24 protein-coding genes and 1 riboswitch are annotated in these 21,014 nt (G+C 49.6%); of the genes, 20 read left to right on the plus strand and 4 right to left on the minus strand.

Going from position 1 to position 21,014, the window contains the following annotated elements; genetic code table 11:
* Nucleotides 1-4: 4 nt before the first annotated feature.
* The 3 genes from zorA to ACZ5SR_RS03175 all read right to left on the minus strand — a co-directional run bounded on the left by zorA (nt 5) and on the right by ACZ5SR_RS03175 (nt 4,210).
* Nucleotides 5-2,383, minus strand: coding sequence for an anti-phage ZorAB system protein ZorA (gene zorA, locus ACZ5SR_RS03165; RefSeq protein ID WP_464450128.1), 2,379 nt, complete (start codon nt 2,381-2,383; stop codon nt 5-7).
* Between the two features lie 15 nt (nt 2,384-2,398).
* Nucleotides 2,399-3,370, minus strand: a complete 972-nt coding sequence (locus ACZ5SR_RS03170) for a helix-turn-helix transcriptional regulator (protein ID WP_464450129.1) — start codon at nt 3,368-3,370, stop codon at nt 2,399-2,401.
* A 252-nt stretch (nt 3,371-3,622) separates the two neighbouring features.
* Nucleotides 3,623-4,210: a SprT family zinc-dependent metalloprotease gene (locus ACZ5SR_RS03175; RefSeq protein WP_464450130.1), complete on the minus strand. Its 588-nt coding sequence runs from the start codon at nt 4,208-4,210 to the stop codon at nt 3,623-3,625.
* Nucleotides 4,211-4,389: 179 nt separating this feature from the next.
* Between ACZ5SR_RS03175 and ACZ5SR_RS03180 the strand changes: the two genes are divergently transcribed.
* The 13 genes from ACZ5SR_RS03180 to ACZ5SR_RS03240 all read left to right on the plus strand — a co-directional run bounded on the left by ACZ5SR_RS03180 (nt 4,390) and on the right by ACZ5SR_RS03240 (nt 13,783).
* A complete protein-coding gene (locus tag ACZ5SR_RS03180; protein ID WP_464450131.1) occupies nt 4,390-4,872 on the plus strand; it encodes a hypothetical protein in 483 nt (160 codons plus the stop codon).
* A gap of 57 nt (nt 4,873-4,929) precedes the next feature.
* Nucleotides 4,930-5,538, plus strand: a complete 609-nt coding sequence (locus ACZ5SR_RS03185; protein WP_464450132.1) for a hypothetical protein — start codon at nt 4,930-4,932, stop codon at nt 5,536-5,538.
* 1 nt (nt 5,539) lies between these two features.
* Nucleotides 5,540-7,390: a DUF3857 domain-containing transglutaminase family protein gene (locus ACZ5SR_RS03190; protein WP_464450133.1), complete on the plus strand. Its 1,851-nt coding sequence runs from the start codon at nt 5,540-5,542 to the stop codon at nt 7,388-7,390.
* A gap of 6 nt (nt 7,391-7,396) precedes the next feature.
* Complete coding sequence (locus ACZ5SR_RS03195; RefSeq protein ID WP_464450134.1) at nt 7,397-7,921, plus strand: macro domain-containing protein; 525 nt, start codon at nt 7,397-7,399, stop codon at nt 7,919-7,921.
* 85 nt (nt 7,922-8,006) lie between these two features.
* A riboswitch (SAM-I-IV-variant riboswitch) is annotated at nt 8,007-8,112 on the plus strand.
* A 29-nt stretch (nt 8,113-8,141) separates the two neighbouring features.
* Nucleotides 8,142-8,570, plus strand: a complete 429-nt coding sequence (locus tag ACZ5SR_RS03200; protein ID WP_464450135.1) for a DUF3293 domain-containing protein — start codon at nt 8,142-8,144, stop codon at nt 8,568-8,570.
* A gap of 103 nt (nt 8,571-8,673) precedes the next feature.
* Nucleotides 8,674-8,952 (plus strand): hypothetical protein, encoded by a 279-nt coding sequence (locus tag ACZ5SR_RS03205; protein ID WP_464450136.1) that lies wholly within the window; start codon nt 8,674-8,676, stop codon nt 8,950-8,952.
* Between the two features lie 12 nt (nt 8,953-8,964).
* Entirely contained in the window at nt 8,965-9,429 is a 465-nt protein-coding gene (locus ACZ5SR_RS03210; RefSeq protein ID WP_464451142.1) for a hypothetical protein, read from the plus strand.
* A complete protein-coding gene (locus ACZ5SR_RS03215; RefSeq protein ID WP_464450137.1) occupies nt 9,423-9,998 on the plus strand; it encodes an HD domain-containing protein in 576 nt (191 codons plus the stop codon). Before ACZ5SR_RS03210 ends, ACZ5SR_RS03215 begins: the two co-directional genes overlap by 7 nt.
* Nucleotides 9,995-10,369, plus strand: a complete 375-nt coding sequence (locus ACZ5SR_RS03220) for a hypothetical protein (protein ID WP_464450138.1) — start codon at nt 9,995-9,997, stop codon at nt 10,367-10,369. The genes ACZ5SR_RS03215 and ACZ5SR_RS03220 overlap by 4 nt, the downstream gene beginning before the upstream one ends.
* 69 nt (nt 10,370-10,438) lie before the next feature.
* Nucleotides 10,439-11,026, plus strand: coding sequence for a hypothetical protein (locus tag ACZ5SR_RS03225; RefSeq protein WP_464450139.1), 588 nt, complete (start codon nt 10,439-10,441; stop codon nt 11,024-11,026).
* Nucleotides 11,027-11,030: 4 nt separating this feature from the next.
* Entirely contained in the window at nt 11,031-12,140 is a 1,110-nt protein-coding gene (locus ACZ5SR_RS03230; RefSeq protein WP_464450140.1) for a hypothetical protein, read from the plus strand.
* 289 nt (nt 12,141-12,429) lie between these two features.
* Entirely contained in the window at nt 12,430-12,996 is a 567-nt protein-coding gene (locus ACZ5SR_RS03235) for a hypothetical protein (protein WP_464450141.1), read from the plus strand.
* Nucleotides 12,997-13,000: 4 nt separating this feature from the next.
* On the plus strand, nt 13,001-13,783 hold the full coding sequence (locus ACZ5SR_RS03240; protein WP_464450142.1) for an N-formylglutamate amidohydrolase: 783 nt from the start codon (nt 13,001-13,003) through the stop codon (nt 13,781-13,783).
* Between the two features lie 56 nt (nt 13,784-13,839).
* Here the strand turns inward: ACZ5SR_RS03240 and ACZ5SR_RS03245 are convergent, their stop codons facing one another.
* Complete coding sequence (locus tag ACZ5SR_RS03245) at nt 13,840-14,274, minus strand: helix-turn-helix domain-containing protein (RefSeq protein WP_464450143.1); 435 nt, start codon at nt 14,272-14,274, stop codon at nt 13,840-13,842.
* A 221-nt stretch (nt 14,275-14,495) separates the two neighbouring features.
* Between ACZ5SR_RS03245 and ACZ5SR_RS03250 the strand changes: the two genes are divergently transcribed.
* The 7 genes from ACZ5SR_RS03250 (at nt 14,496) to ACZ5SR_RS03280 (ending at nt 21,000) form a co-directional block, all read left to right on the plus strand.
* Nucleotides 14,496-14,747, plus strand: a complete 252-nt coding sequence (locus tag ACZ5SR_RS03250; RefSeq protein WP_464450144.1) for a hypothetical protein — start codon at nt 14,496-14,498, stop codon at nt 14,745-14,747.
* 14 nt (nt 14,748-14,761) lie between these two features.
* Nucleotides 14,762-15,529: a hypothetical protein gene (locus tag ACZ5SR_RS03255; protein WP_464450145.1), complete on the plus strand. Its 768-nt coding sequence runs from the start codon at nt 14,762-14,764 to the stop codon at nt 15,527-15,529.
* 115 nt (nt 15,530-15,644) lie between these two features.
* Nucleotides 15,645-17,642 (plus strand): DUF2779 domain-containing protein, encoded by a 1,998-nt coding sequence (locus ACZ5SR_RS03260; protein WP_464450146.1) that lies wholly within the window; start codon nt 15,645-15,647, stop codon nt 17,640-17,642.
* 30 nt (nt 17,643-17,672) lie between these two features.
* Nucleotides 17,673-18,695: a hypothetical protein gene (locus ACZ5SR_RS03265; RefSeq protein ID WP_464450147.1), complete on the plus strand. Its 1,023-nt coding sequence runs from the start codon at nt 17,673-17,675 to the stop codon at nt 18,693-18,695.
* Between the two features lie 64 nt (nt 18,696-18,759).
* Entirely contained in the window at nt 18,760-19,287 is a 528-nt protein-coding gene (locus ACZ5SR_RS03270) for a thermonuclease family protein (protein WP_464450148.1), read from the plus strand.
* A 337-nt stretch (nt 19,288-19,624) separates the two neighbouring features.
* Nucleotides 19,625-20,404, plus strand: coding sequence for a hypothetical protein (locus tag ACZ5SR_RS03275; RefSeq protein WP_464450149.1), 780 nt, complete (start codon nt 19,625-19,627; stop codon nt 20,402-20,404).
* A gap of 2 nt (nt 20,405-20,406) precedes the next feature.
* A complete protein-coding gene (locus ACZ5SR_RS03280; RefSeq protein ID WP_464450150.1) occupies nt 20,407-21,000 on the plus strand; it encodes an RDD family protein in 594 nt (197 codons plus the stop codon).
* Nucleotides 21,001-21,014 lie beyond the last annotated feature (14 nt).

Raw genomic sequence — 21,014 nt, forward strand, 5'->3', positions numbered from 1 at the left:
GCGCTTACTTTGAGCTTGAGGGCAAAGAATCCAAGACATCGCCTAGATCTTGAATTGCGCCCTTCAGATAGTTTGTCGCCTGTGCCAGCTCCGTTTGATAGGTTTTATTGCTATCAGTCAGAGTGGCTTTCAGCTGTGTTGCAAATTCTGAATGAGCTTTTGCCAGAACTTCCGAAATGCCGCTCAGATACTTACCGGCATCTGTTTGTGCTTTCTGGAGTTGTCCGCTGGCGCGTTCAAGGTTGGCAACCAGCTCCGTAGTCAATCCGGCGTCCTTCTTCGCGTTTTCGACTGTATTCTTCAAGTCAGTCACCATCAATGCAATGGCATCGCGTACAGACTTTTGATCGCCCAGAGCGTGTTGCATTGCCGAGAGTGCATTGGACAAGTTGCTCGATGCATCGACCAATTGTTTTGCGTTAGCGCCCAAACCCTCTGTGGATGCTTTGACAGCCGATAAGTTCTCGGTGAGTCTGACCGATGCACCATGAAGCATTTCGGCTCCCGTGCCCATTTTCTCAATGTTTGAATTGGTGCTTGTTTGCAGTCGGCTGATGGAGTCACGCATGGCATTGCTGGATTCGGTAACGACCTCTGTGAGTCGTGATACTTGAGCGTGATTTTGGCCAAGTACGGTGGTGATCTTGTCCACCAGGTCGGACATGCGCTGTGTGTGATCAAGTTGAGCCTGGTTGCCCTGATCTTGCAGGCTCTTGACCAGATTTTGAGTGGCCTCGCCCAGTTGAGTAAGCAGCGCAGAAGTTGATGACGCTGTCTCGCTTTGTGCGCTTTGAAAGTGCTTCTTAAGGTTGTCGAGCAACTCGGCTGTGCTCGCGTCTTGTTGAGCACTCCGTTGAACTTGTTCTTGGCGAGCCTTCTCGGTCTGATCTTCTAGTTGCTTGACCAATTTCTCAGTTGATTCGCCCAACTTTCCAAGCAGTTGTGTTGTCGCATTTGCGGATTCTGCTTGTGTATTCGCAATGTTTTCTTTCAAATGTTCAAGCAGCCGATTCATCTGCTCATCGCGCTCTTTTTGTCTGTCGTCGTGAGCGCTCTGTGCACTGTTGGATTGGTCTTGGAGGCTGCGAACCAACGCTGTCGTGGACTCGCTCAATTCCTTCACAAGATTCTTCGTGAGCTCAGTTGATTCGGACTGACCTTGAGTAATGTTTTGTTTGAGCTGCTCCACAAACAATCGCATTTGCTCGTTAGAGCTCGCTTGAGCATTTTGCATGTTGAGCAGAGCCTCCTCCACTCTCTTGGACATTGCATCTGCTGCTCCGCTACCTGCTTGTTGAATTTGGTTTGCAAGTTGCTCAAAGCGCTGTGAAGCATCTTGAATTGTGCTGGCTGTCTGCACCAGCATTTCATTCATACCTCGCATTTGAGATCCAAACATCCCATCCATTTCCGTTGCAAAACGGCTCATGACATCAGTCAAGAGTTTTGTGACGCCTTCGCCTTGACTATTTCCTACAGTTTTGACTGCGATGCCAATATCCTTCAGTGGCTCCGCAAGTCCTTCTGTGATGTTTTCGCCTATTGATTTTGCAAGTTGTTGACTATTCGCAGTCATCGTTGCAATTTGTTGATTCGTAAGCTCGGTCAGGACCTGCTTCAAGTCGGTGACTATCGACTCTTTCATCTGCATCGCTTGGGTAGCTGATGTCTCAGAAGCATCCACAAGGCGCTGAAGATATTCTTCGCCTGCGCCAGCCTCAAAGAGACTGTCTATCAAGCCGCATAGCTCATCTAATTCTGTATAGAGTCCGTTGATTGTTCTTTTTTCACGCCACGTGATCCACATGGCCATGCCGATTGCTGTCAGCGACACGATGAATGCATTGCCGACACTTGAAAGAAGATTACGCAGGCTATTTCGGACCTGATCGGCATCCTTTGAAACATCAAATGTGAACAGTCCAAGAATTAAGCCTAGGAATGTTCCGATGATGCCGATGCCAGTGAGAATGCCCGGCAGATGTTTAAAGAACTCTGCTTTAAGCGGAGTCGATATAACAATTTGCTCGGTGAAGAAGCTATTGGCTAGAGCGGTTGCTCGATACCGATTGACCTGCATGACCCCCTGGGAATCAGCCTTTTTTTGGCCATGCAAAGTGTCGCTAAATTCATCCCAGCAGGACTTCAGAGTTGAACTGACCATTGCATTCTCACGAATGCCATCAAGATCTGTGTAATTGCCTTGAGATTTGATTTCTCGAAGCTTGCTCAGTGCTAATGCCAAATCTGCAGAGACTTTTTGGCCTGGTTTATAAAAATCTCGTACAAATGTGTAGGCGAAGTAGACAAGTACGGATACCAGCACCAATGTAAGAGCATGGTGTACCCAGCTTTGGAGGTACGGGATCAATTGTTCAATCATCACGAATCCGTTTTCTTATTTGTATGTCTCGTATCGAGTCTTCATTTTTTCAACAGCCATTAGTACGCTGGTTCTGAGAGTCGGAGGAGAGAGAACCTCTACATCTGAGCCATATCTCAAAATGTCTCCAAGTATTTCTCTCTCGTCGGAATATGGAATTTCCATCACAACAGAACCATCACTATTGATAGCCTTACGTTGATCTGGATGCCATTCTTCGAACTGAACCCACCTTGATCTCTCTGGAGAGAATTTCAGTTTCGCCCAATCTTTCACCTTACCACCAAAAATCCCGTATCCCTCTTGCATGCTCTCGCGAACCATCTCGGGATCGAATTCCTTTGCCTCGTCTTCAAGCAGTTCGCACTCAGCAATTGCATCCACTGCAAAACTTCTTAACCCCTTACGCAGGTGGCACCAGGCGTCCACGTACCAGTTATCTCGGTAATGAATGAGTTGTTGTGGGGAGATGACGCGTTGTAGCGTTTCTCCACTTTGGCGATTGAAATGTGTGATCTTTAGTTGGAGCCGTTCGAGCGTGGCTTTGGCGACGATTTCAAAGGATTTGAGTTGGAGACTACGTTTACCGGCATGTACCAATCTCACGCGTTGGGCCAAGGTTTGCGAGCTCAATCCCTGGCTGGTCAGCATCTCATCCAGCCGTTTTTGCAATGGCTTGAGTTTCGGCCCCAGGATGCCTGGCTCCAGCTGTCCGATCATGTTTTGAATGGTCAATAGCGCAAGGATTTCTTCCTGACTAAACCAAAGTCCAGGCAGTTCCTCTCGTGAGTCCGCGATCTCCAGCTTGTAGCCTCCCAGATCCCGATCAAAGACGATAGGGATATTGAGGCGATCACGTAGCTTAGCCAAGTCTCGTTTGAACGTGGCCAATGAGATTTCAAGCTTCGATAGGATTTCATGGCGTGGAACGGCCCTTCGCCCGGTCAGGAGGGTTCTGTAGCTGTAGAGCCTGTCAATTTCACTCATATGCGTCCAATTATGATAATTATTGGCCAGATTCAGCCATGTTGGTGAAGGCGAGTGCCAAGCGCTCCTTCCGCCCCAGTTTCCTGGGGTCAAACCGCACTCCATAGTCAGAAAGTATGAAATTTGTCTCGGAGGCGGTCCTGACGACCTCTGACTGTTTGGTTCGGAAGCTGAAATGGTCGAAATCGATTCCTGACGAAATTACCCCGATCTGGGTAAAAAGCATCGCTAGGACATAGCTGAAACCGAAGATCATGCTTCCTCCCAATCGCCGACAGGGGTCATTTCAATTTTGTCTTTGGGGCAAAGCGGAGGCCCATACGCCAGAAACTTGCGGTACATCGGCACCTGAAAACCGCACTCTGGGCACTTAGCACGTGCCCTGGCGCGAGAAACCGCCTTGTGGTGAGTCACCTGCAACTTCCCATGGGGGTAGACGCCAAGCTGCTTAGCAAGTTGGGTGAGCTTTTCCTTGAGCTCAGGCCCGGCATCTGCGCTGCGCATTGGACCTTTCATGCCCAGGCTCAATGCAATCTTCTTGAATTCTTTGCCGTGCTTGTGTTGGCAATCGTCTACGGCATGGACAAGCTCATGCACAAGCGTGTCAAGGACCTCGACGGGCTCATGTAGCGCAGGGGAAATGAAAATTTGATTCTGGTCATTGGTGCTGCTTTGCTTTGACCAACATTGCCCGACGTGATGGCTGCGCGTGCTTGTGCTGGCGAAACCGCAGGAGACCATGACATCTGACGGGATGATGTGGTGTTTTGCCAGAAAGACTGGACGGAGTAAGTCAACGGCTGCAAGCAGCCAAGTTTCGCGGGTGGTGTGCTTGGTCATACGGGCTCAAAACTGAATTTAGTCAGGCTCACAGTTTGGTGAGCCCGGGGCTAATTGCGTGAGCCTCTGGAGGAGGGTTTTTATACAGTAGGTGGCTCAAGAAGCCATTTGGCAGGCTCATGCATTGAGCCTCGGTTCTGGAACACTGAAGGCACTGAATCACCGCAAACGAGCCAAAGATGACCGCACAAATTGCAGAAAAGATGATCTACAAAGGCGAGGAGCTTTCCTTGTGCGATGAGCCGCTGCGCTACTACATGCAGACGATAGGCAAAGACTTGAAGCTGCAAGCTCCTTCCACAGCCCTCTGGAGAGGATATGTAGGAACTTGGACGATTGAGGATGGACGTTTGTATTTGGTGAAGCTCAAAGGGTTCAAGGAAACAGCTTCAGGCACAACGGAAATCGAGCTTGGGGATATCTTCCCGGAATACCCGGATGGCGTGTTTGCGCATTGGTACACAGGTGAGCTACGTTGCCCAATGGGTGGACTACTTGAATATGTACATGGGGGCTATGCAAGTCGATACGAGATGGACTTGTTCTTGAGAATAGATAACGGGGTCTTGATGTCCGATCGCATAGTGAATAACGGCCACGCAGATCCAAATGCGCCTCAAGGCTATCGAATTGGAGCGATGACAACATTCGGACGGAAGTGATCGCATGATTTTTCTATTCATCACCATGCTCATCGCTGAACTTCGGGGAGCCAAGAAATGAACTCTGAGCTGTTGTTTTGGTTGGGTTGCTACTTCATCATTGGTGTTGTCCTGGTGCTTGTTGGCCGAGTGCTGGTCAAGCTGTTCTATAAGGACAAGCGTAGCGAATTCGTGAGAAGCGCATTGGCAGCACTTGAAGAGGACAAAACACCTCAGGAGAAACGGCGGGAGTTTTTCAAGAGCATTGCCACGGGTTCATTGGTGCTTGTTGTTTGGCCAGTCGCATTCGCGGTTCTAGTCAATGAGCTCAGGGGGAAGCCTGACTCGTCTTACATCAAAGATGATGAGCCGAAATTCACAAGTGAGAAAAAGGACTTGATTGAGATCGTTAATCCACACGAAGTCGAAGCAGTCGCAAAAGTTGTTGATCCGAAAAAAAGGGTTCCCGACTTGCCCTTTGGGCATCTCAACCATGGGTGGAAAGAATTGCGTCAACAGATGAAGCCTGGAGATGTCATGTGGAGTTTCAAAACCACGGGCTACCAGCCAAGTACAGGAGAGGACTACAACGGGCCTCAATATGAAATTTCACGCAACGTGATTCATGGCTACGCCATAGTTCGTAGTCGAAAAATTGTTGGTGAGTTTTTGACTCAATGGAATTGAAATGCGGAAGATTTTGATGTTTATAGCGGCTTGCACATTCGCTGCGCATGCGATGGCTGAATTTGTGGCCCCAGTTTCGACTGAAAAATCTCTCATAGAGATCCATGTGAACAAGGACTGGACAGTGCGTCAGCGGATGGAGGTCGTGAACAAGGTTGAGACGGAACAAGGCATCGCCTTGCTCGGAGAGCAGAAGATCACCTACAACAGCGCACATGAACGTGTCCGAGTGATCAAGGCCTACACGCTTCATCCAGATGGAAGTAAAGATGTGGTGACGCTTGATCGTATTCGGACGCAAGATGACCAGGAAGATGCCTCGAATGGCGTTTACAGCGAGTCCAAGGTGAAGGTCATGATTTTCCCCAACGTCAGAGTTGGAAGCAAAACCTACTACCTTGTCGAGTCATTCGAGCACACGCCAAATTTTCCTAACAACTTCACATGGTCAGAGTACTTCTCTCCGCATAGGAAATATGGGGACGTCGAGGTTAGGTTTTCGCACGCAGCATCGATAGACATAAAAGTCAGTGGTCGTGGAATGACTGGTGGTCGTGTAGAGGATCCTGCGAGTACCAAAAGCAGCGTGACACGCTATGTTTTTCGGTATGCCCAGCCAACTGCGAACCCTACAGAACCGAACATGGTGAGCTACGTTGATTACGCTCCTCAATTCTCTGCCAGTAGCTTCAAGAGCTACGCTGATGTGGCGAAGGCATATCAAGATCGCGCTCGTCCCAAGGCGTCGACTACCCCCGAAATAGTAGCTCATGCTCGCAAAATAGTTGGGGACGCAAGTACTGAGCGAGAGAAGGTTAAACGACTCTATGAATGGGTTTCCAGGAATATTCGCTACCTCGGAGTATTTGCAGGATCCGGTGGCTATGTTCCACATTCGGCGCAAAGTATTCTTCGTGCGCGGTACGGTGATTGCAAGGACCATGCAACTTTGCTTGAAGCGCTTCTGCGAGCGGTTGGCATCGAGAGCTCGCAGGTTCTGATCAATTCAGACAAATCCTACAAACTGCCAGAGGTCCCGAGTGCTGCAGTATTCGATCATGTCATCACGTATGTTCCGTCGCTCGACTTGTTCTTGGATTCAACCTCCCGGTTCACGCCAATTGGCCTGCTGCCAGAAGGTGATGTTGGCAAACCTGGGCTGATCACAGCAACAGGCCAAGTGCTCACAACACCACTTGATGATGTGGAGAAAGATAAGACCATCACGCTGACAAAGATGAAACTTCATCCAGATGGCCGAGTCACGGGCACTTCTCGGGTTGAGCAGTTCGGCTATTTTCAACTCCTGTCTAGAGCTAGGATTTACAGAAATCTGAACAAGCCTCAGGACGAGGTGGTTGGAAATATGTTGGCCAGATTCAACGAATCTGGATCAGGACGAATACAGCATCCTGACCCGTTAGATTTGAATGCTGACTGGGTAGTGAATTCAGATTACGAATTAGACCCCGTAGCAAACCTTCCCGGTGTTGTCGCTTTGTCTATGCCGGTCGGGCTGGCGCAGGGACGATTCCAAACGCTTGCTAGCGTTAAAGCTCAAGACAAAGGCAAGTTCCCTCACATCTGCGGATCCTCCTCTCACAAAGAAATTATTGAATTGAATCTTCCAGAGGAGTCCCGTATTACTCGTGCTCCGGCTGATGTCAGATTCAAATCTAAAACGCTGAGTTATCTCGTCAGCTATCAAGTCACGGGCAAAACTATCCAAGTGACACGAACATTTGAAGCGAACAGAGGTCGATCTGTTTGTGGAAGAGAAGATGATTTGGAATGGGATCAATTCACCAAAGTCTTGCAGAGAGATCTGCGCCAGCAATATTTCCTGGAGTGAAAACCAATGAAGATTGAAGTTGTCATTGGCAATATCGTCAAGCAGACGGACGTAGAGGCCATCGTAAATTCAGCAAATGCGAACCTTCGCCTAGGGTCCGGTGTTGCTGGTGCCATTCACATGGCGGCAGGTAAAAAGCTAGAAGAGTACTGCCAGCCATTTGCCCCCTTAGAGCTCGGGGCAGCGCTAATCACTCCAGGCTTTGACTTGCCCAACAAATGGGTGATTCATGTTCGCTCTGCTCACTACATCAACAACACTGAGCCGGAGCGGTACATGGCGTTTGCCATCTTTTCTATGCTGAATGTAGCAAGAGATAACAAGATCAAAACCTTGGCAATGCCAGCCATCGGAACAGGCATGTTCAAGTTTCCGGCGGTCTTGGCTGCACGGATAACAGCTAGATGCTTGCAGGAGGTCGCCAAGGGGGAGCATGACATTGAGCTTGTCAGAATTTGCGTGGTGAATGACGATATGCGGCAGCTTTTTGAATCAGCGCTTGCTGTTGATGTGGGGCTAAACGTTGGATGAGGATGTGTATACCGTCTCAAAACTGGTGGTCACACAATGTGTGGCCTTAGGGGCTTTGCAAAGTAAAAATACGTTGCTACAATAGTGGCAACATTCAGAGATGGGTCGACGCCCACGCCAACCTGCCTACCCGGGCAAGGTGGATCGCGAAAGCGGATGTGGCTTCTTTAGAAGCAACCAACCGGGCAACAGCGTCGACCCTCCAAGAACGGAGGGTTTTTTGTTTTCTGCGTCTGATATTCATCCCGACCTCATCCAGGCCTACACGGAGACTGAGTTCCGTGTGCTGGAGGGAATACCTTTCACGCTCCGAATTGGCAAAGTCAGTAGCGACTTGCTTGTGGCGCACAAGCGGCATCGGGTTGAGTGCAGCGCATTCATTACGGCTTGCAATCCTTTCAGCCAAGAGTTAACTGATGAAGCCAATGCGAAAAGACAAAAAACGCTGGCAAAAGAGCTTGCAACACGCAGCCTAGAGTTCGTGGCTGGCATTGGCCAACATTCTTCTAATCAATGGCCGGGTGAGCCAAGTTTTTTGGTATTTGGTCTGACGCTGGAAGCAGCGAAGACCTTAGGCAATCGTCTTGAGCAAAACGCGATTGTCTGGAATGGATCGGATGGGACTCCTCAGCTGATTCTTTTGCGATAAACCAATATGAGTTGGGCTGCCTCATCAGTCATGCAGCTCGGGGGGATTTGATCCAGATTGCCGCCCCCGACACATCGTCAAAGCGGCTAAATAGGAGAAAGTAATGTCCATCGTCCAAGAAACACTTCAGCCAACGGAAATCGAGTGTGTCCTGTCAGCTTCTGATTCGTACATCGAGACGCTCAACATTAAGGCAATTGAGGCTCAACCCTGGCTGGTTGAGCTGGTCATTAAGACGCAATTGCTGAATGCCAAGAATCCGGCGGAGAAGCGGATCAAGTCGCGAACTTGCATCGAACGCACTCGCTTGGTCGAAATTCAAACAGTCATCGGAAAGTTCCTGCAGAACGCTGGTTCATTGGATGAAGCTATCTCTGCTTAATCTGGGGAAAAAATGGCAACCGCTGCACCAGTCCAAAATCAAGACGGATCGAGCTTGGCTGCGAAGGATCTGAGCAAGGAGGAAGCACTTTGGGCCTATGCCCAGATGATGAACACGCTCGATGCGTCGAATTTGGAGCCCATGTTGGCCGAGGATTTTCACTACGCATCGCAATGGGTGCTACCCGAGATCACATCCAAAGCCGACTACCTTGCCTACATCACTTCGAAACTTGAGGCTATCAGGAGGTCAGGGGCAACTGTGTGGGCTGAGATGGGAGTCCTTGATCGAGAGTTGCCCGGGCCGTGCGTTGTTATGGCTCAGGGCGACAAAGAAAAATTAGCGGCTGTCGTACTAGCGAAAGTTGAGGGTAGCAAGATCAAGCGACTTGATCTATGCGGAGCCCCCTCACCTTACTCAGCCAGTCGCACAGGCGTCTACCCGGGAAGAAATCAAAAGGAGGATGTCTCATGTTGACGGAAAGAATTTCTGAAGCCCTTGCCCTTGCGGTCCAAGCCCACGAAAATCAGGTGCGCAAAGGGACGACCATTCCTTACGTGTCACATCCGATGGGAGTCGCATCAATCGCCCTGGAATTTGGCGCAGACGAAGACCAAGCCATTGCGGCGCTGCTCCACGACGTTCTCGAAGATGGTGGACCGCAGTACGAGGCGGTCATTAAGGAACGCTTTGGCGAACGAGTATTGGCTATCGTTGATGGATGCACTGATGGGATGCCAGATGCCTCTGGACAGAAAGGGGCTTGGGGTGAGAGAAAACGCGCTTATTTGGAGCATCTTGCAAATGCGTCGGACGATGTTTTGCTCGTCTCTGGATCTGATAAGTTGCACAACGCGCGCGCAATCGTTAGCGATCTGTTGAAGATAGGTCCTGATGTATTTAATCGATTTACTACTGGACGCGAAGGAACCCTCTGGTACTACAGGTCGCTGGCTGAAATCTTTGAGCGACGACGCGCTCCAATGGCGGCCCTGCTCGCCGCTGAAGTCCGCCTGATGGAACAACTTGCGTGCGTCAATCTATGACTCTGATCGAGAAAATTCGGAAACTTCTTCTATCAGCACCTAAAGACAAAATTTCGGGCGGTCAGTTCAAGGAAGTCGTGACCGCCGAAGATGGGCAGCAGATCAGCTACGCGTTTCCGTTGGCTACCGGCATGGCGTGGCTTGCGAAGAAATCCTCCTATTCGGAGCGATTTGGTGAGTTGCCAACTTGGTTGGGAACGCTTCATCCGACACTTCGGATCAGGCTTTGCGACCTTTCGCTTGATGCTGGACAGCCGCTGCCTCAATCGGTACAGAAAGAAATATTGACGCCAAAGCTTGAAAATGGTCAGAGCAAGGATGTGCGTTTGAAAGCGCCAAAGGCCCAGACCTACGCTTTAAACGAGGAGTAGAAAATGTCTATAAAAAGTGTTGGAGCGGGTTGCACAGAGTTTGAAGTAGATAGCTCAGGGACTCTTGCCATGGCCGACTTTTGGGAACCCAAGATTCGATCGGAGTTTTATGAGTCTGTGTACGACTCGTGGTCTGAATCCCCTGCGTATCTTGCTGACGCGATGGACGACTGCGAGCCGCTAGCTTGGGCTGTTCACTCCATCTACACCGAAGTTCGAGACGAAATTCAGTCTGCGCTGGATGAGATCAGCGAAACTTCTGGGGTGTTTAAAAAGAGGACAGCTGCCTTAAAGGCTAGGCTCAAGGCAATGCCTGAGGAGCCAGATAATGGTGTCGCAGATTGGCTTTTAGCGCTGACCGCTGGCGAGTTTGAGGAACGCATTGTTCCTGAGATCGAGAAATGGTTTTCAAGCCCTCCTAACTGGAATTGGGAAGACGACCATTTGCCCAGGAATGGAACTGCGCAAGGTGCTGCACTGGAGTTCTTCCAGAACATGGATGGCGATGCGCTTGATGCTCTTGGTGTGAACATTGTCGAAGGCGAGCATCCAGGAAGCACTTACTACGCAGCAGAGTTGACATGTGATGTCAGTGCAGCGAACAAAGCTGCGGCAGCGGCAGCCATTCCAGTGCGATTCAAGAAGCGCAAGGAGTGATCGTATGAAAAAGCTCCTCACATTTGAAGAGATACGGCGTTACTTGATCGACGATGCTCACGTCCGCGATGAAATTGCTCGGACGTTCAAAAGCGACACACCGACGATCTTGACGTCACTGGCGAGGGGTGAGGAACTTCAGTTGCCCAATGCTGATGTCGATACGTTTTTGATCGACTTGCTGCACAACGACGGTCGTATCTACAAGCGATACACCGCGCATGGCTCTTACGGTGGCTATCACATCGATATACGTGGATTGGGTGGGGTGTACTTCTATTGGGCTCCCGAGTTCGACACCACGGGCTATTTCCTGTCCGTCGAAGACGCATCGGATGCGATCGGATGGGATTGGGCCGACAACCTGGTGTCGAGTAAAGGGAGAATCTATCGCCTCCCCTTTGTGCGAAATGCTGAGGCTACAGAAATTGCGCTGTCAGAGGTTGGGATCGCGGCTTCCGCTGTGGGTCGCAAGACTCTCACAGACAAACATCATTTCTTTCACGGGGAGCTCACAGACGCGCCAGGGCGCAATGAATCGTGGGACCACTATCTCCGCTACCGAGGCAACGGTCGCTGGCATCTCATCACCGAGAGCACTGACTTCTCTGGAATGGATGATCTTCCGGATAGTAAGGAGCTGATGAGCACGCGTCAGTTGGTCCAGTGGGCAATAGAACGCGACTCTGAAATTGAGTCAAGTCAACTTAGCAGAGATTCCTTAGACGATGACGACGTGGATGAGTCTCAAAAGCCTCTGGGTCCGTATGCCGAGCGCTTGAGGGAAATCGCACTCGACGTAGGGGCTACATATTGCGTCAAATGCCTGGCTGGATGTGCGGCGGGCACATGGCCCACAATTCCTACGTTACGCATCTTGAAGGTTGTTGGTGTTATGCGGCGCGGAGTGTGGATCAGGATCTATCACGACGTCTACAGGGTTGAAACCAATCTCGGGGACGCCTACATGTACCCCCCGGATCAAGACGGATATGCCAAGGTAGTGTTGGAAAGTGAAGGCTCCATGTCTTCTGGACGTAAGGTAAAACTTGACAAGAGTATCCTGAAACAGGTGGGTGAATATGAACCTGATTTGAAGAAATTGAAGGAGTGATTGTGGAGAATCTCAAACAATCTATCGAAGCTCTCCAGAAGGCTCCAGATCCCGAGTTCGCGCATCTATACGATCAATACGGAAACCCCAGATGGCCCTACCTCAACTTGCTTACCTGGAAGAGTCTGAATTTCAAATGCCGTCAGTGCGCCTGGTCTGGAAATGGTGGTCAAGTGGATATAGGTGAGGTGGATGATGAGATTACGGAGCTTGTGTGCCCCGTTTGCGGAGCCTACATGTCTGCTCTTTCACACTTGGTTGAGATTCCAGGTTTCAACAAGGAGTCCTGATGGCAGTTATGGATGAACTGGTTTATCGGTCTGCTCCAGTATCAGAGCAGATTTTTGAAGCTGCTAGAGATGCAGCGGCGCAATGTGGTTACGACCAGACTGAAGAGGTTCTTCTCGATCACACTATTCTCGATGTGCGCTGGGTGTCGGGTGATGCGGTCAGATCTCTTTATCCGGAGTTTCTTGAACCACTTTGCTCGTTCTCAGCTGACGAGATTGTTCGAGTTGACTGGTTAACTTGGGCTGTGCCATCGCGGTTCAATGGTCGTTATGAAAAATCTGTGATAGTTCGGTCTGAATCAATCGTCGTGGCTGTTTCTACTTTGGTGGAGCGCGAGGTGTTTACCTATGGGTTGGGACCTGAATACAACTGGCTGGAATGGCAGGAGGGCCGACCACCAACGGAGGATCTGCCAGACGCTGTTTTTGAAGCGCTAGGCGAATTGATTACCGGTGACTGGCGCGAAGAAGTTCGAGATGATGCGGATTTGGATCCTAACTATCTCGATAACGTAGACCCACGACTTCGGGGTGCTGTCGCCGAGGTAATGGTAGACGGGAATTAACTGCATGAGCCATATGTACCCTCCTTGGGTGATCTTGCATATTCCGCATGATTCGAGCTTGATCCCTGATGAAGTGCGGTCTCAATTTTTACTCTCGGATGCTGAACTTGAGAACGAACTGTGGTTGATGACCGATCACTTCACGCATGCAATTTTTGCCGAGCCGCTTGGAGCCGCGAAAGTTGTTCGCTCACCAGTCAGTCGACTTGTGGTTGATGTGGAGCGTTTCGCTGAAGATGCGCAAGAGCCTATGGCGGCGCGGGGGATGGGTGCTGTTTATGAGATCACATCGCACCTTAAGCCACTCAGGCGAAGACTATCGCCGCAGGCGCGGGAAGTGCTCATGCAGACCTGGTACCACCCGCATCATCAGCGATTGGAGGCTGAAGTCGCCGATACTTTAGAACGTTATGGCCGTTGTTTGGTGATTGATGGGCACAGCTTCCCAGGTACTGCGCTGCCTTATGAGAAAGCGGATCCGGCGCTTGCTCGGCCTGATATCTGCATCGGTTCAGATCCGTTTCATACCCCCAAGACGCTCGAGCAGAGTTTCGTGGAAGTCTTCGGTCGCAATGGCTGGAGAGTGGCAGTGAATGAGCCATTTGCGGGAGCATTGGTCCCTGCAAGCAGGTATCGGAGTGATCCCAGGGTCATGGCTGTGATGGTCGAGGTAAATCGAGATCTGTACCTGAACTCTAAGAGCTGGGAACCAAATTTGGAGTTTGCTCGGATTTCAAATGAAATCAAAGCTTGCTGTGTTGCAGGACTGGCCAAATTAGTGGCTTGAACCAACGCGCAGGGATCTAGTTGATTCTGTGCAAACTTGCGGCAAAGCCATGGGCATTAAGACGTCAGTTCAGCAAGTCGCGCAACTGCACCGCGCTTTCCAATCTTTCGAACTTGCGCGATTGCAGGCAACTGACTGGCGCGGGGTTTTGATTTTCCCGCTTCCCAGTGATAAACCGACTGAGCTGATACTCCGATGAGCTTACCCATCTGCTCAGCCGACAGCCCCAGCTTTTTCCTCAGTGTTGCGAACCCTGAAGCTCTAAAACGCAGACTTTCTTTGGCCTCAGCGTCCTGCGATTTAGGCGATTTGGAAGCCGCACTTTTCGCCTTACTCAGCGCCTTCTCTAGCTCACTCAACCGTCGCTTCAGTGATGCGATTTCGGAACGATAGCCCGCAGAGGCTTTCTTGAGCTGTTTAGTTTCCGAGCGGATTTCCTTCTTGGCAATCCGGCTGATTTCTGACTTGAGTTGAATGGCAAAGTTAGTCATTACTTACTTGCGGTGATTGATTGGACGTTGGCATCATAAAAGAGTTATTTGAAATCAGCAAAAAAAACGCCCCATGTATGGGGCGCAAAGACTCCTTTGGCAACTGCATCCAATACCGAGTTTGGGTTTGGGGAGTGGATGTAGGTTAGGGCTTGGTGAGCTCACGGGATGAGCCTGCACATGGTTCTAATGTTGAAAATCATCTGAAGCAAGGAGCAAATATGTCTTTCTGGCAAATTCTCGGGAAGTGGGCGTATTCCGACTCGGGCGAGTCAATTCAGAAGGTGTCTGATACGACGTCCATCTCCTCCGATGGGACCGTCTACAACCGCATGGGAAACACAACGGTGGGTAGTGATGGTTCAGTCTTTACACATATGGGCAGCTTCAGCTCAGACGGCAGTACAAGAATGGGCAGTTCGGCGACCGGCTTGGGTGCTGTATTTAACAAAGACGAAGAAGACCGCTTCTGAGGGGATAAACCTAAATGCACAACATTCATATGGCCGAGTTCACCGAGGAATTTTCTCAGTGCTGGAATGCAGCTGGTTCGCACATACAACGTATGGCAGGTGGTGAGCTCATGAGTTGGCTTAAAGCAACTCTTGCGCCGCCATTTTTGGAGCATCTTTCGTTCAGATTAGGGAATCAATTGTTTTTCATCCAGATCGAGGATGAAGATGGTCGACTTGATGTGCCTGGAAGCCCAGATGGACTTGTGGCGATTGCTGAAGGCTGCAACGGTCATGCCTGTCTGATGCCAATGAAGAAGCAAGGTGGCCGATGGCAGACCACAGCACCAGGTTGGGGGCTCATAGATGCTGAGACCCGCAGAGCAATAGATCCCATTTCATTTGTATCTGACGAAAAAATTGAGATGACTGAATGGGAGCTACAGGATTTCGCTGTGCAAGTGGTACGAGATGATCTGAAGAAGGCTGGTCGAGAACTGATGTCTTGGAATGGAAATCCAGCGGTCTTGCCATCGATTTGGTTCGTTGGTGATCAAGGGCCAGAATGGGTCATTGTTCAAGCCTACCGGTTCCCAGATGAGGATGGGGGATTGCCTGAAAATATCGAAGAAATTAAGGCTCAACTTAGCAAAGCTTCAGCCAAGGGGAATTTCGCGGCTGTCGGAGTTGCCGATATGACAGAAATGTTTAGCATGGACAACATTGATTCGGATGAAATGCCTGCAATCTATAGAGGACACGGATTGAACGTTACATACGAAGGATTGAGGAGTATCACTTGATTCAAGGGGGAGTCACTTTGCCATCGAGAAAGTATCGTGCGTATGACCTTTACAACACGCGATGTTATGCGTGCAGTATCTTCAACGAACGTGTAATTTGGAGTTTGTGACGAAAATGGCATCTTCCCGCTATCTCACCAAGTCTCGCTTTAAGATTGCTATCGAATGTCCGCGCAAGTTGTTCTATACGGGCAAGAGAGAGTACTTGGACAAGTCTCGGGACGACAGCTTCCTTGCAGCATTGGCCGAGGGCGGCTATCAAGTAGGGGAGCTTGCAAAGCTCATGTACCCGGGTGGTGTGACCATCGACGAGTTGGGGCATCAAATTGCACTGGAGAAGACTCGAGAACTTCTCAAACGAGATCAAATCGTCATCTTTGAAGCTGCCCTTGCTTTTGAAAATTTCTTCATCCGTGTCGATGTCCTCAAGAAATCAGGAAATAGCATCGAGCTGATTGAGGTTAAGGCGAAGTCTTACCGCCAGTCGGATGATGGAGACTTTCGTGGAGCGCGTGGCGGCATCAAGTCTGACTTTCTGCCATACCTGCAGGATGTGGCGTTCCAACGCTATGTTGCGCAGCAGGCGCTGCCAGGGCACAAGATCAATGCATTTCTCATGCTTGCTAACAAGGATGCCGTTAGCAGCGTCGATGGCATCAATCAGCGGTTCAAAGTTCGAAAAGTTGAAGGTAGGCTAAAGGTCTTGACCGATCCTGCTTTAACGCAGCCACTCTTTGGTGATCCATTGTTGGTGTGCGTAAACGTAGACAGCCAAGTGGATGAAATTATTGCTGGCGATCTTTTAGTAAAGCCACACAATTTCGTGAACTTTGTCGAGGCGGCGAAAGCATTCTCTGAAGCATACGCAACAGACTCACCGCTACCCCCGAACCCGACAGGGAAATGCGCTGGGTGTCAGTTCAAAGTAGACAGCTATCCCAGTGCGGGCGAACCGAAAAGTGGTTTCCATAAGTGCTGGGCGCAAGCATTCGATTGGAATGAAGAAGACTTCAAATCGGGGACCGTTCTGGACCTTTGGAGATTCCTCAAAAAGGATGCCTTGATTGACCAAGGTGTGCTCAAGCTTTCTACTGTCAATTCAAGCGACATTGGTTTCAATGATGAAGAACCAGGCTTGGATGGCCTAACGACAAAACACAGGCAGTGGTATACCTGCAAACCAGATTGGCCGGGTGGTGGCGACTACTACCTGGACGTGGGCGGCCTATCACGTGAGAGCTCACGCTGGACCTATCCATTGCACTGCATCGATTTTGAGACATGTGCGGTTGCAATCCCCTTCGTGAAGGGGATGCATCCTTATGAGACCACGGCCTTCCAGTTCTCCCATCACGTAATCAAATCAGATGGGCGAATCCAACATAAAACACAGTGGATTAGTATCGAGCCGGGGATCAATCCTAATTATGAATTTGTGAGAGCTCTCAGAGACGCGCTTACGCAAGACGAGGGAACAATCTTCCGTTGGGCCGCGCACGAGAACACCGTACTGAACCACATTCGGCTGCAATTAAAACGCGCCGAGCAACCCCCGAGTGACGTAGATGAACTGGTTGCATTCATTGAGAGCATCACAACTAGGAAGGCAGATGGTTCGGACGTAGTGGGGCCGCGCAACATGGTCGATTTGTGCAGGTTGGCTGAGAAGTTTTACTTTCACCCCTCGACCAAGGGGAGCAACTCCCTCAAGAAAGTGCTCCCGGCAGTGATGAGTAGTTCAAAATTTTTGCGAGACTCATACAGCGCAGCATGGTATGGCCCGGGGGCAAGCTTGAACTTTGATAGTCCGATGGCTTGGTGGCAAGAAAAGAATGAAGTTGTCGTTGATCCATACAAGCTCCTCCCCCCTGTCTTTACTGACATTCCAGTAGCTGAAATTGAGGCCTTGGAAGAAAGTCTGTCTGAGGAGTTGCGTGAGGGAGGTGCCGCAATGTCAGCATATGCTCGCTTGCAGTTTGAAGACATGCCAGATTTTCAACGGCAATCAATCAGATCAGCGCTGTTGAGATATTGTGAGCTCGACACGCTTGCTATGGTGATGGTGATGCAAGCCTGGGGGGTTGTGCCAACCAAAATTGAGATCAAGTCTTGATTCGATATTTTTTGAAAGTGAAGTGTTTCTATGTGGCAGATGATCCAAAACGACTTTGATGTGCAACTCATCAGCGAAGATGGTGATCGACGTCTGTTTGCGGAACGCCGGGAAAAAGTCTGGCACTTTGTCAAGTCAGTGCCAGGTGAATCGTCTGATCCAGAAAATGGGCATTTCAATTGGGACATTGGTCAATCCCATGTACCTAGGTACTCGATGGCTGTCGCAGTCAAGCAGTTGAGAGAATTCAACACACTTACTCGTGACCACTTTTCAGCAGATGACAGAGTTGTCACACCCAGCAGCGATAAGGTGGGCATTTACTCCCGTGGCAAGAACAGCTACGACATAAAACTACTTGAAACAGAAAGTGGATGGCCAGCTAAATTTGTAGAGGCAATCGAAGAGGATATCCATGCACTAGAGGAATGTCAGGCACAGATTGTGTTGAAAGATGGTCTTTTTTACCTTGTTGACACAACGACGCCAGCTGGTTATCCCGTCGCTTCAAATTGCAGAGACTTCATTGAGGCCGTTGCATTTGAGCGAGCAGTTTTGGGTGAGCTAGATCCACAACAGATCAGTGCCTTTGGGATTTTTTGCGTTTGGCGCGACTTGATCATCGATGAGAAACTTCCTGACGATTACTGTGAGCAACTTGTCAAAAATCAGTTCCAGTACTCTGCTGAGGACTTCGAGGGCTCCCCATTTCTCGATCTCGCTATGCATGCACAAGGGGCATTGCTTGAGCGTCCAATTTGGGGGCTGGAAGATGATGAAGCAATCGAGATGGATGTCGATGAGGCGACGGAAATCCTGTCTGATGGCATGAGCAAGTTAAATAGCTATCAGCTCACTCAATTTTATGGAATGGACCAGCTACACCAAGCTGGTTTGTTTCTACCCATGGCAATGGTCCTTGGGTTGATGCCTTGGGAGCAGTACATCGTCTGGAAGACCCAAGGTTATCAGCCTGATTCGTATGAAGAGCAATCATTCCGCGAGGCAACGGCTTTCATAAAAATGATTGGTGAGTTTGCAGACGAGAACTGATTGACTGTCAATCACATCCTTTGACTATTGATCTCGTATCGTTCCCTAGGATGAGTTAGCTGTGATGAAATCATTCAAGTTAGTTATCGCCCTTGTTTGCCTATGTGCATCTCTACTGCACGCCGAAACAATTGTGGGTCGAGTTGTCTCAGTGAGTGACGGAGACACGATCAAAGTTCTTGATGACTCCAAGAAATTGTTCGTTATTCGTCTAATGGGCATTGACGCCCCAGAAAAAGCGCAACCCTTTGGACAGCGAGCGAAGCAATCGTTGTCAGATCTTGTTTTCGAAGGTCAGGTTGAAGTCCATTGGGACAAGCGAGATCGATATGGCCGCATAGTGGGCAAGGTTCTTAGAGGTAATGGGGCCGACGTATGCCTTGAGCAGATTACTCGTGGGATGGCCTGGCATTACAAACAGTATGCCAATGAGCAATCATCTGAAGACCGTCATAGCTATGCTCATGCTGAACAGGCAGCAAGGGCTGCTCATGCTGGACTATGGTCTGAAGACCAGCCAACCCCGCCTTGGGCATGGCGACGCTCATCATCTAATAGCAAGGGTAAGGACAAAGCTGGAGTGATCAATTGAAAAATATCTCAAAAGACCAAATGCGAACATTCCCGGTCATTGATCATGAAAATATGTACGACTTTCCCAGCGAAGAATTTTGCAAATGGTCCGCAGACGGTGAATGGGTCTACTTGAAGCATGTATTTGAAAACGGTCAGATACTGTTTTCTCGCTTCGATATCAACGATCCCGGCCAGAACGAAATTCCTATCACTCGGCAAGCTTACACAGCGGTTCGATGTGAGGAGTTCCAGCGTTAACCATTTATGTCGTCAGAGCGCCCAGGAAAAATCTTGGCGAGGAGCATGCCAGCCGCATTGATTTGTTCCATCCTAAAACCACCCAAGCTCACTCCATGAGCCTTGTAGTGAATAGAGTAACGGTGGGCCAAAAGACATTCGTTTTAGACCTTACAGGCGATTCCCTCTTTGGTTTCGCTTTTCGGGAAAAGGAAATTATCAACATGAATTCTGAAAAATTCTTCCTCTATATTCACCGCTTCAACACTCTTATACCAGCTGGTGGTCTGGTCTTGCTGATTTGCTTGGTTGGATGGTCCTTCATTTCAAGCCAAGGACATTCACAAGGCAAGCAAATCATTCCACCTGCTGGTGCATCTGTCGAAGCCGAGGACGCTCTTCGTGTTCATCTAGCGCATTTTGATGGCGGAGCTGGCAATCTAATCTTGCTTGTTAATGCAAACGGGGCAAAACGAGGGTACGAGGGGCGCGACAACGAAACCCGAAATCTGCTCTTTGTTTCACCTGATCAAGAAAAAGCGCAATGGCTATTCCCAGATCAAAATCAGATACTCAGCCGGATCCTTCCATTGCATAGCGAAAACGACGCAACCAGAGTCATTTACTTAGAGACCCAGAGGAAAGTCGATAACGACGAAGATTCGAAATCAAAGAAGGTAACGCTGAGCTTGGTCAAGTCTGACGGCTCGAAATTGACTACTCTCATCACGGATGCTGATGAGGTAATGGGACACAGAGAGCGCGGAGATGATCTACAAGTGACATATCAGAAGGATGACGCCATAAGGTCTGTGCGAGTTTCATTAAATGATTTCAAAATCAAGTCGGATCGTTTGGTGGTGAGTCTCAGCGCAGTCAAGAGAGCGGAGAAATGAACATGCAGTCTTATGCTGAAATGTTGAGAGAGAACTTCTCGAATATGCACACTGATCAGTTGCTGGAGCGAAGGACTCAGGGAGGACTTACAGAGGAAGCTCTTCAGATACTTGACGAAGAGCTAAAAAAGCGGGGCGTCGGTGCTGATGATTTGAGGGCATACAGCGATGAGGCTACAGCCGATCCGCATCCTGAAGATTTTCCTGTTGGAGTCACGCTTGGACAACTTGCTTCCCCAGCGCGTAGGTATGGAGCACAGGCTCTAGATCAAATATTTGCTGTTTTTGCAGCGGTGCTTTTGTCGAGCCTTGTCGGTGATTCCGGCTTTGAAGGTGCTGTATTGATCGTTACATATCTAAGCTATGTGTCACTAAGTGATGGAATGCCTAAGGGGCAGTCGATCGGGAAAAAGCTGTTGGGCATGAGGGTCATCAATTCTAAAAGTGGTGCCTCTTGCACTCTCACAGAATCCTTCCTAAGGAACATCACCACAATGATTCCCATTCTGGCGCTCATTGATGCCATCATGATTTTCAACGTCCGCAGACAGAGATTGGGAGACAAGTGGGCGAACACCTTAGTAGTTCGTACGTAGGGTCTCGAAGGCGG

It is taken from the genome of Limnohabitans sp. TEGF002 (assembly GCF_055395845.1).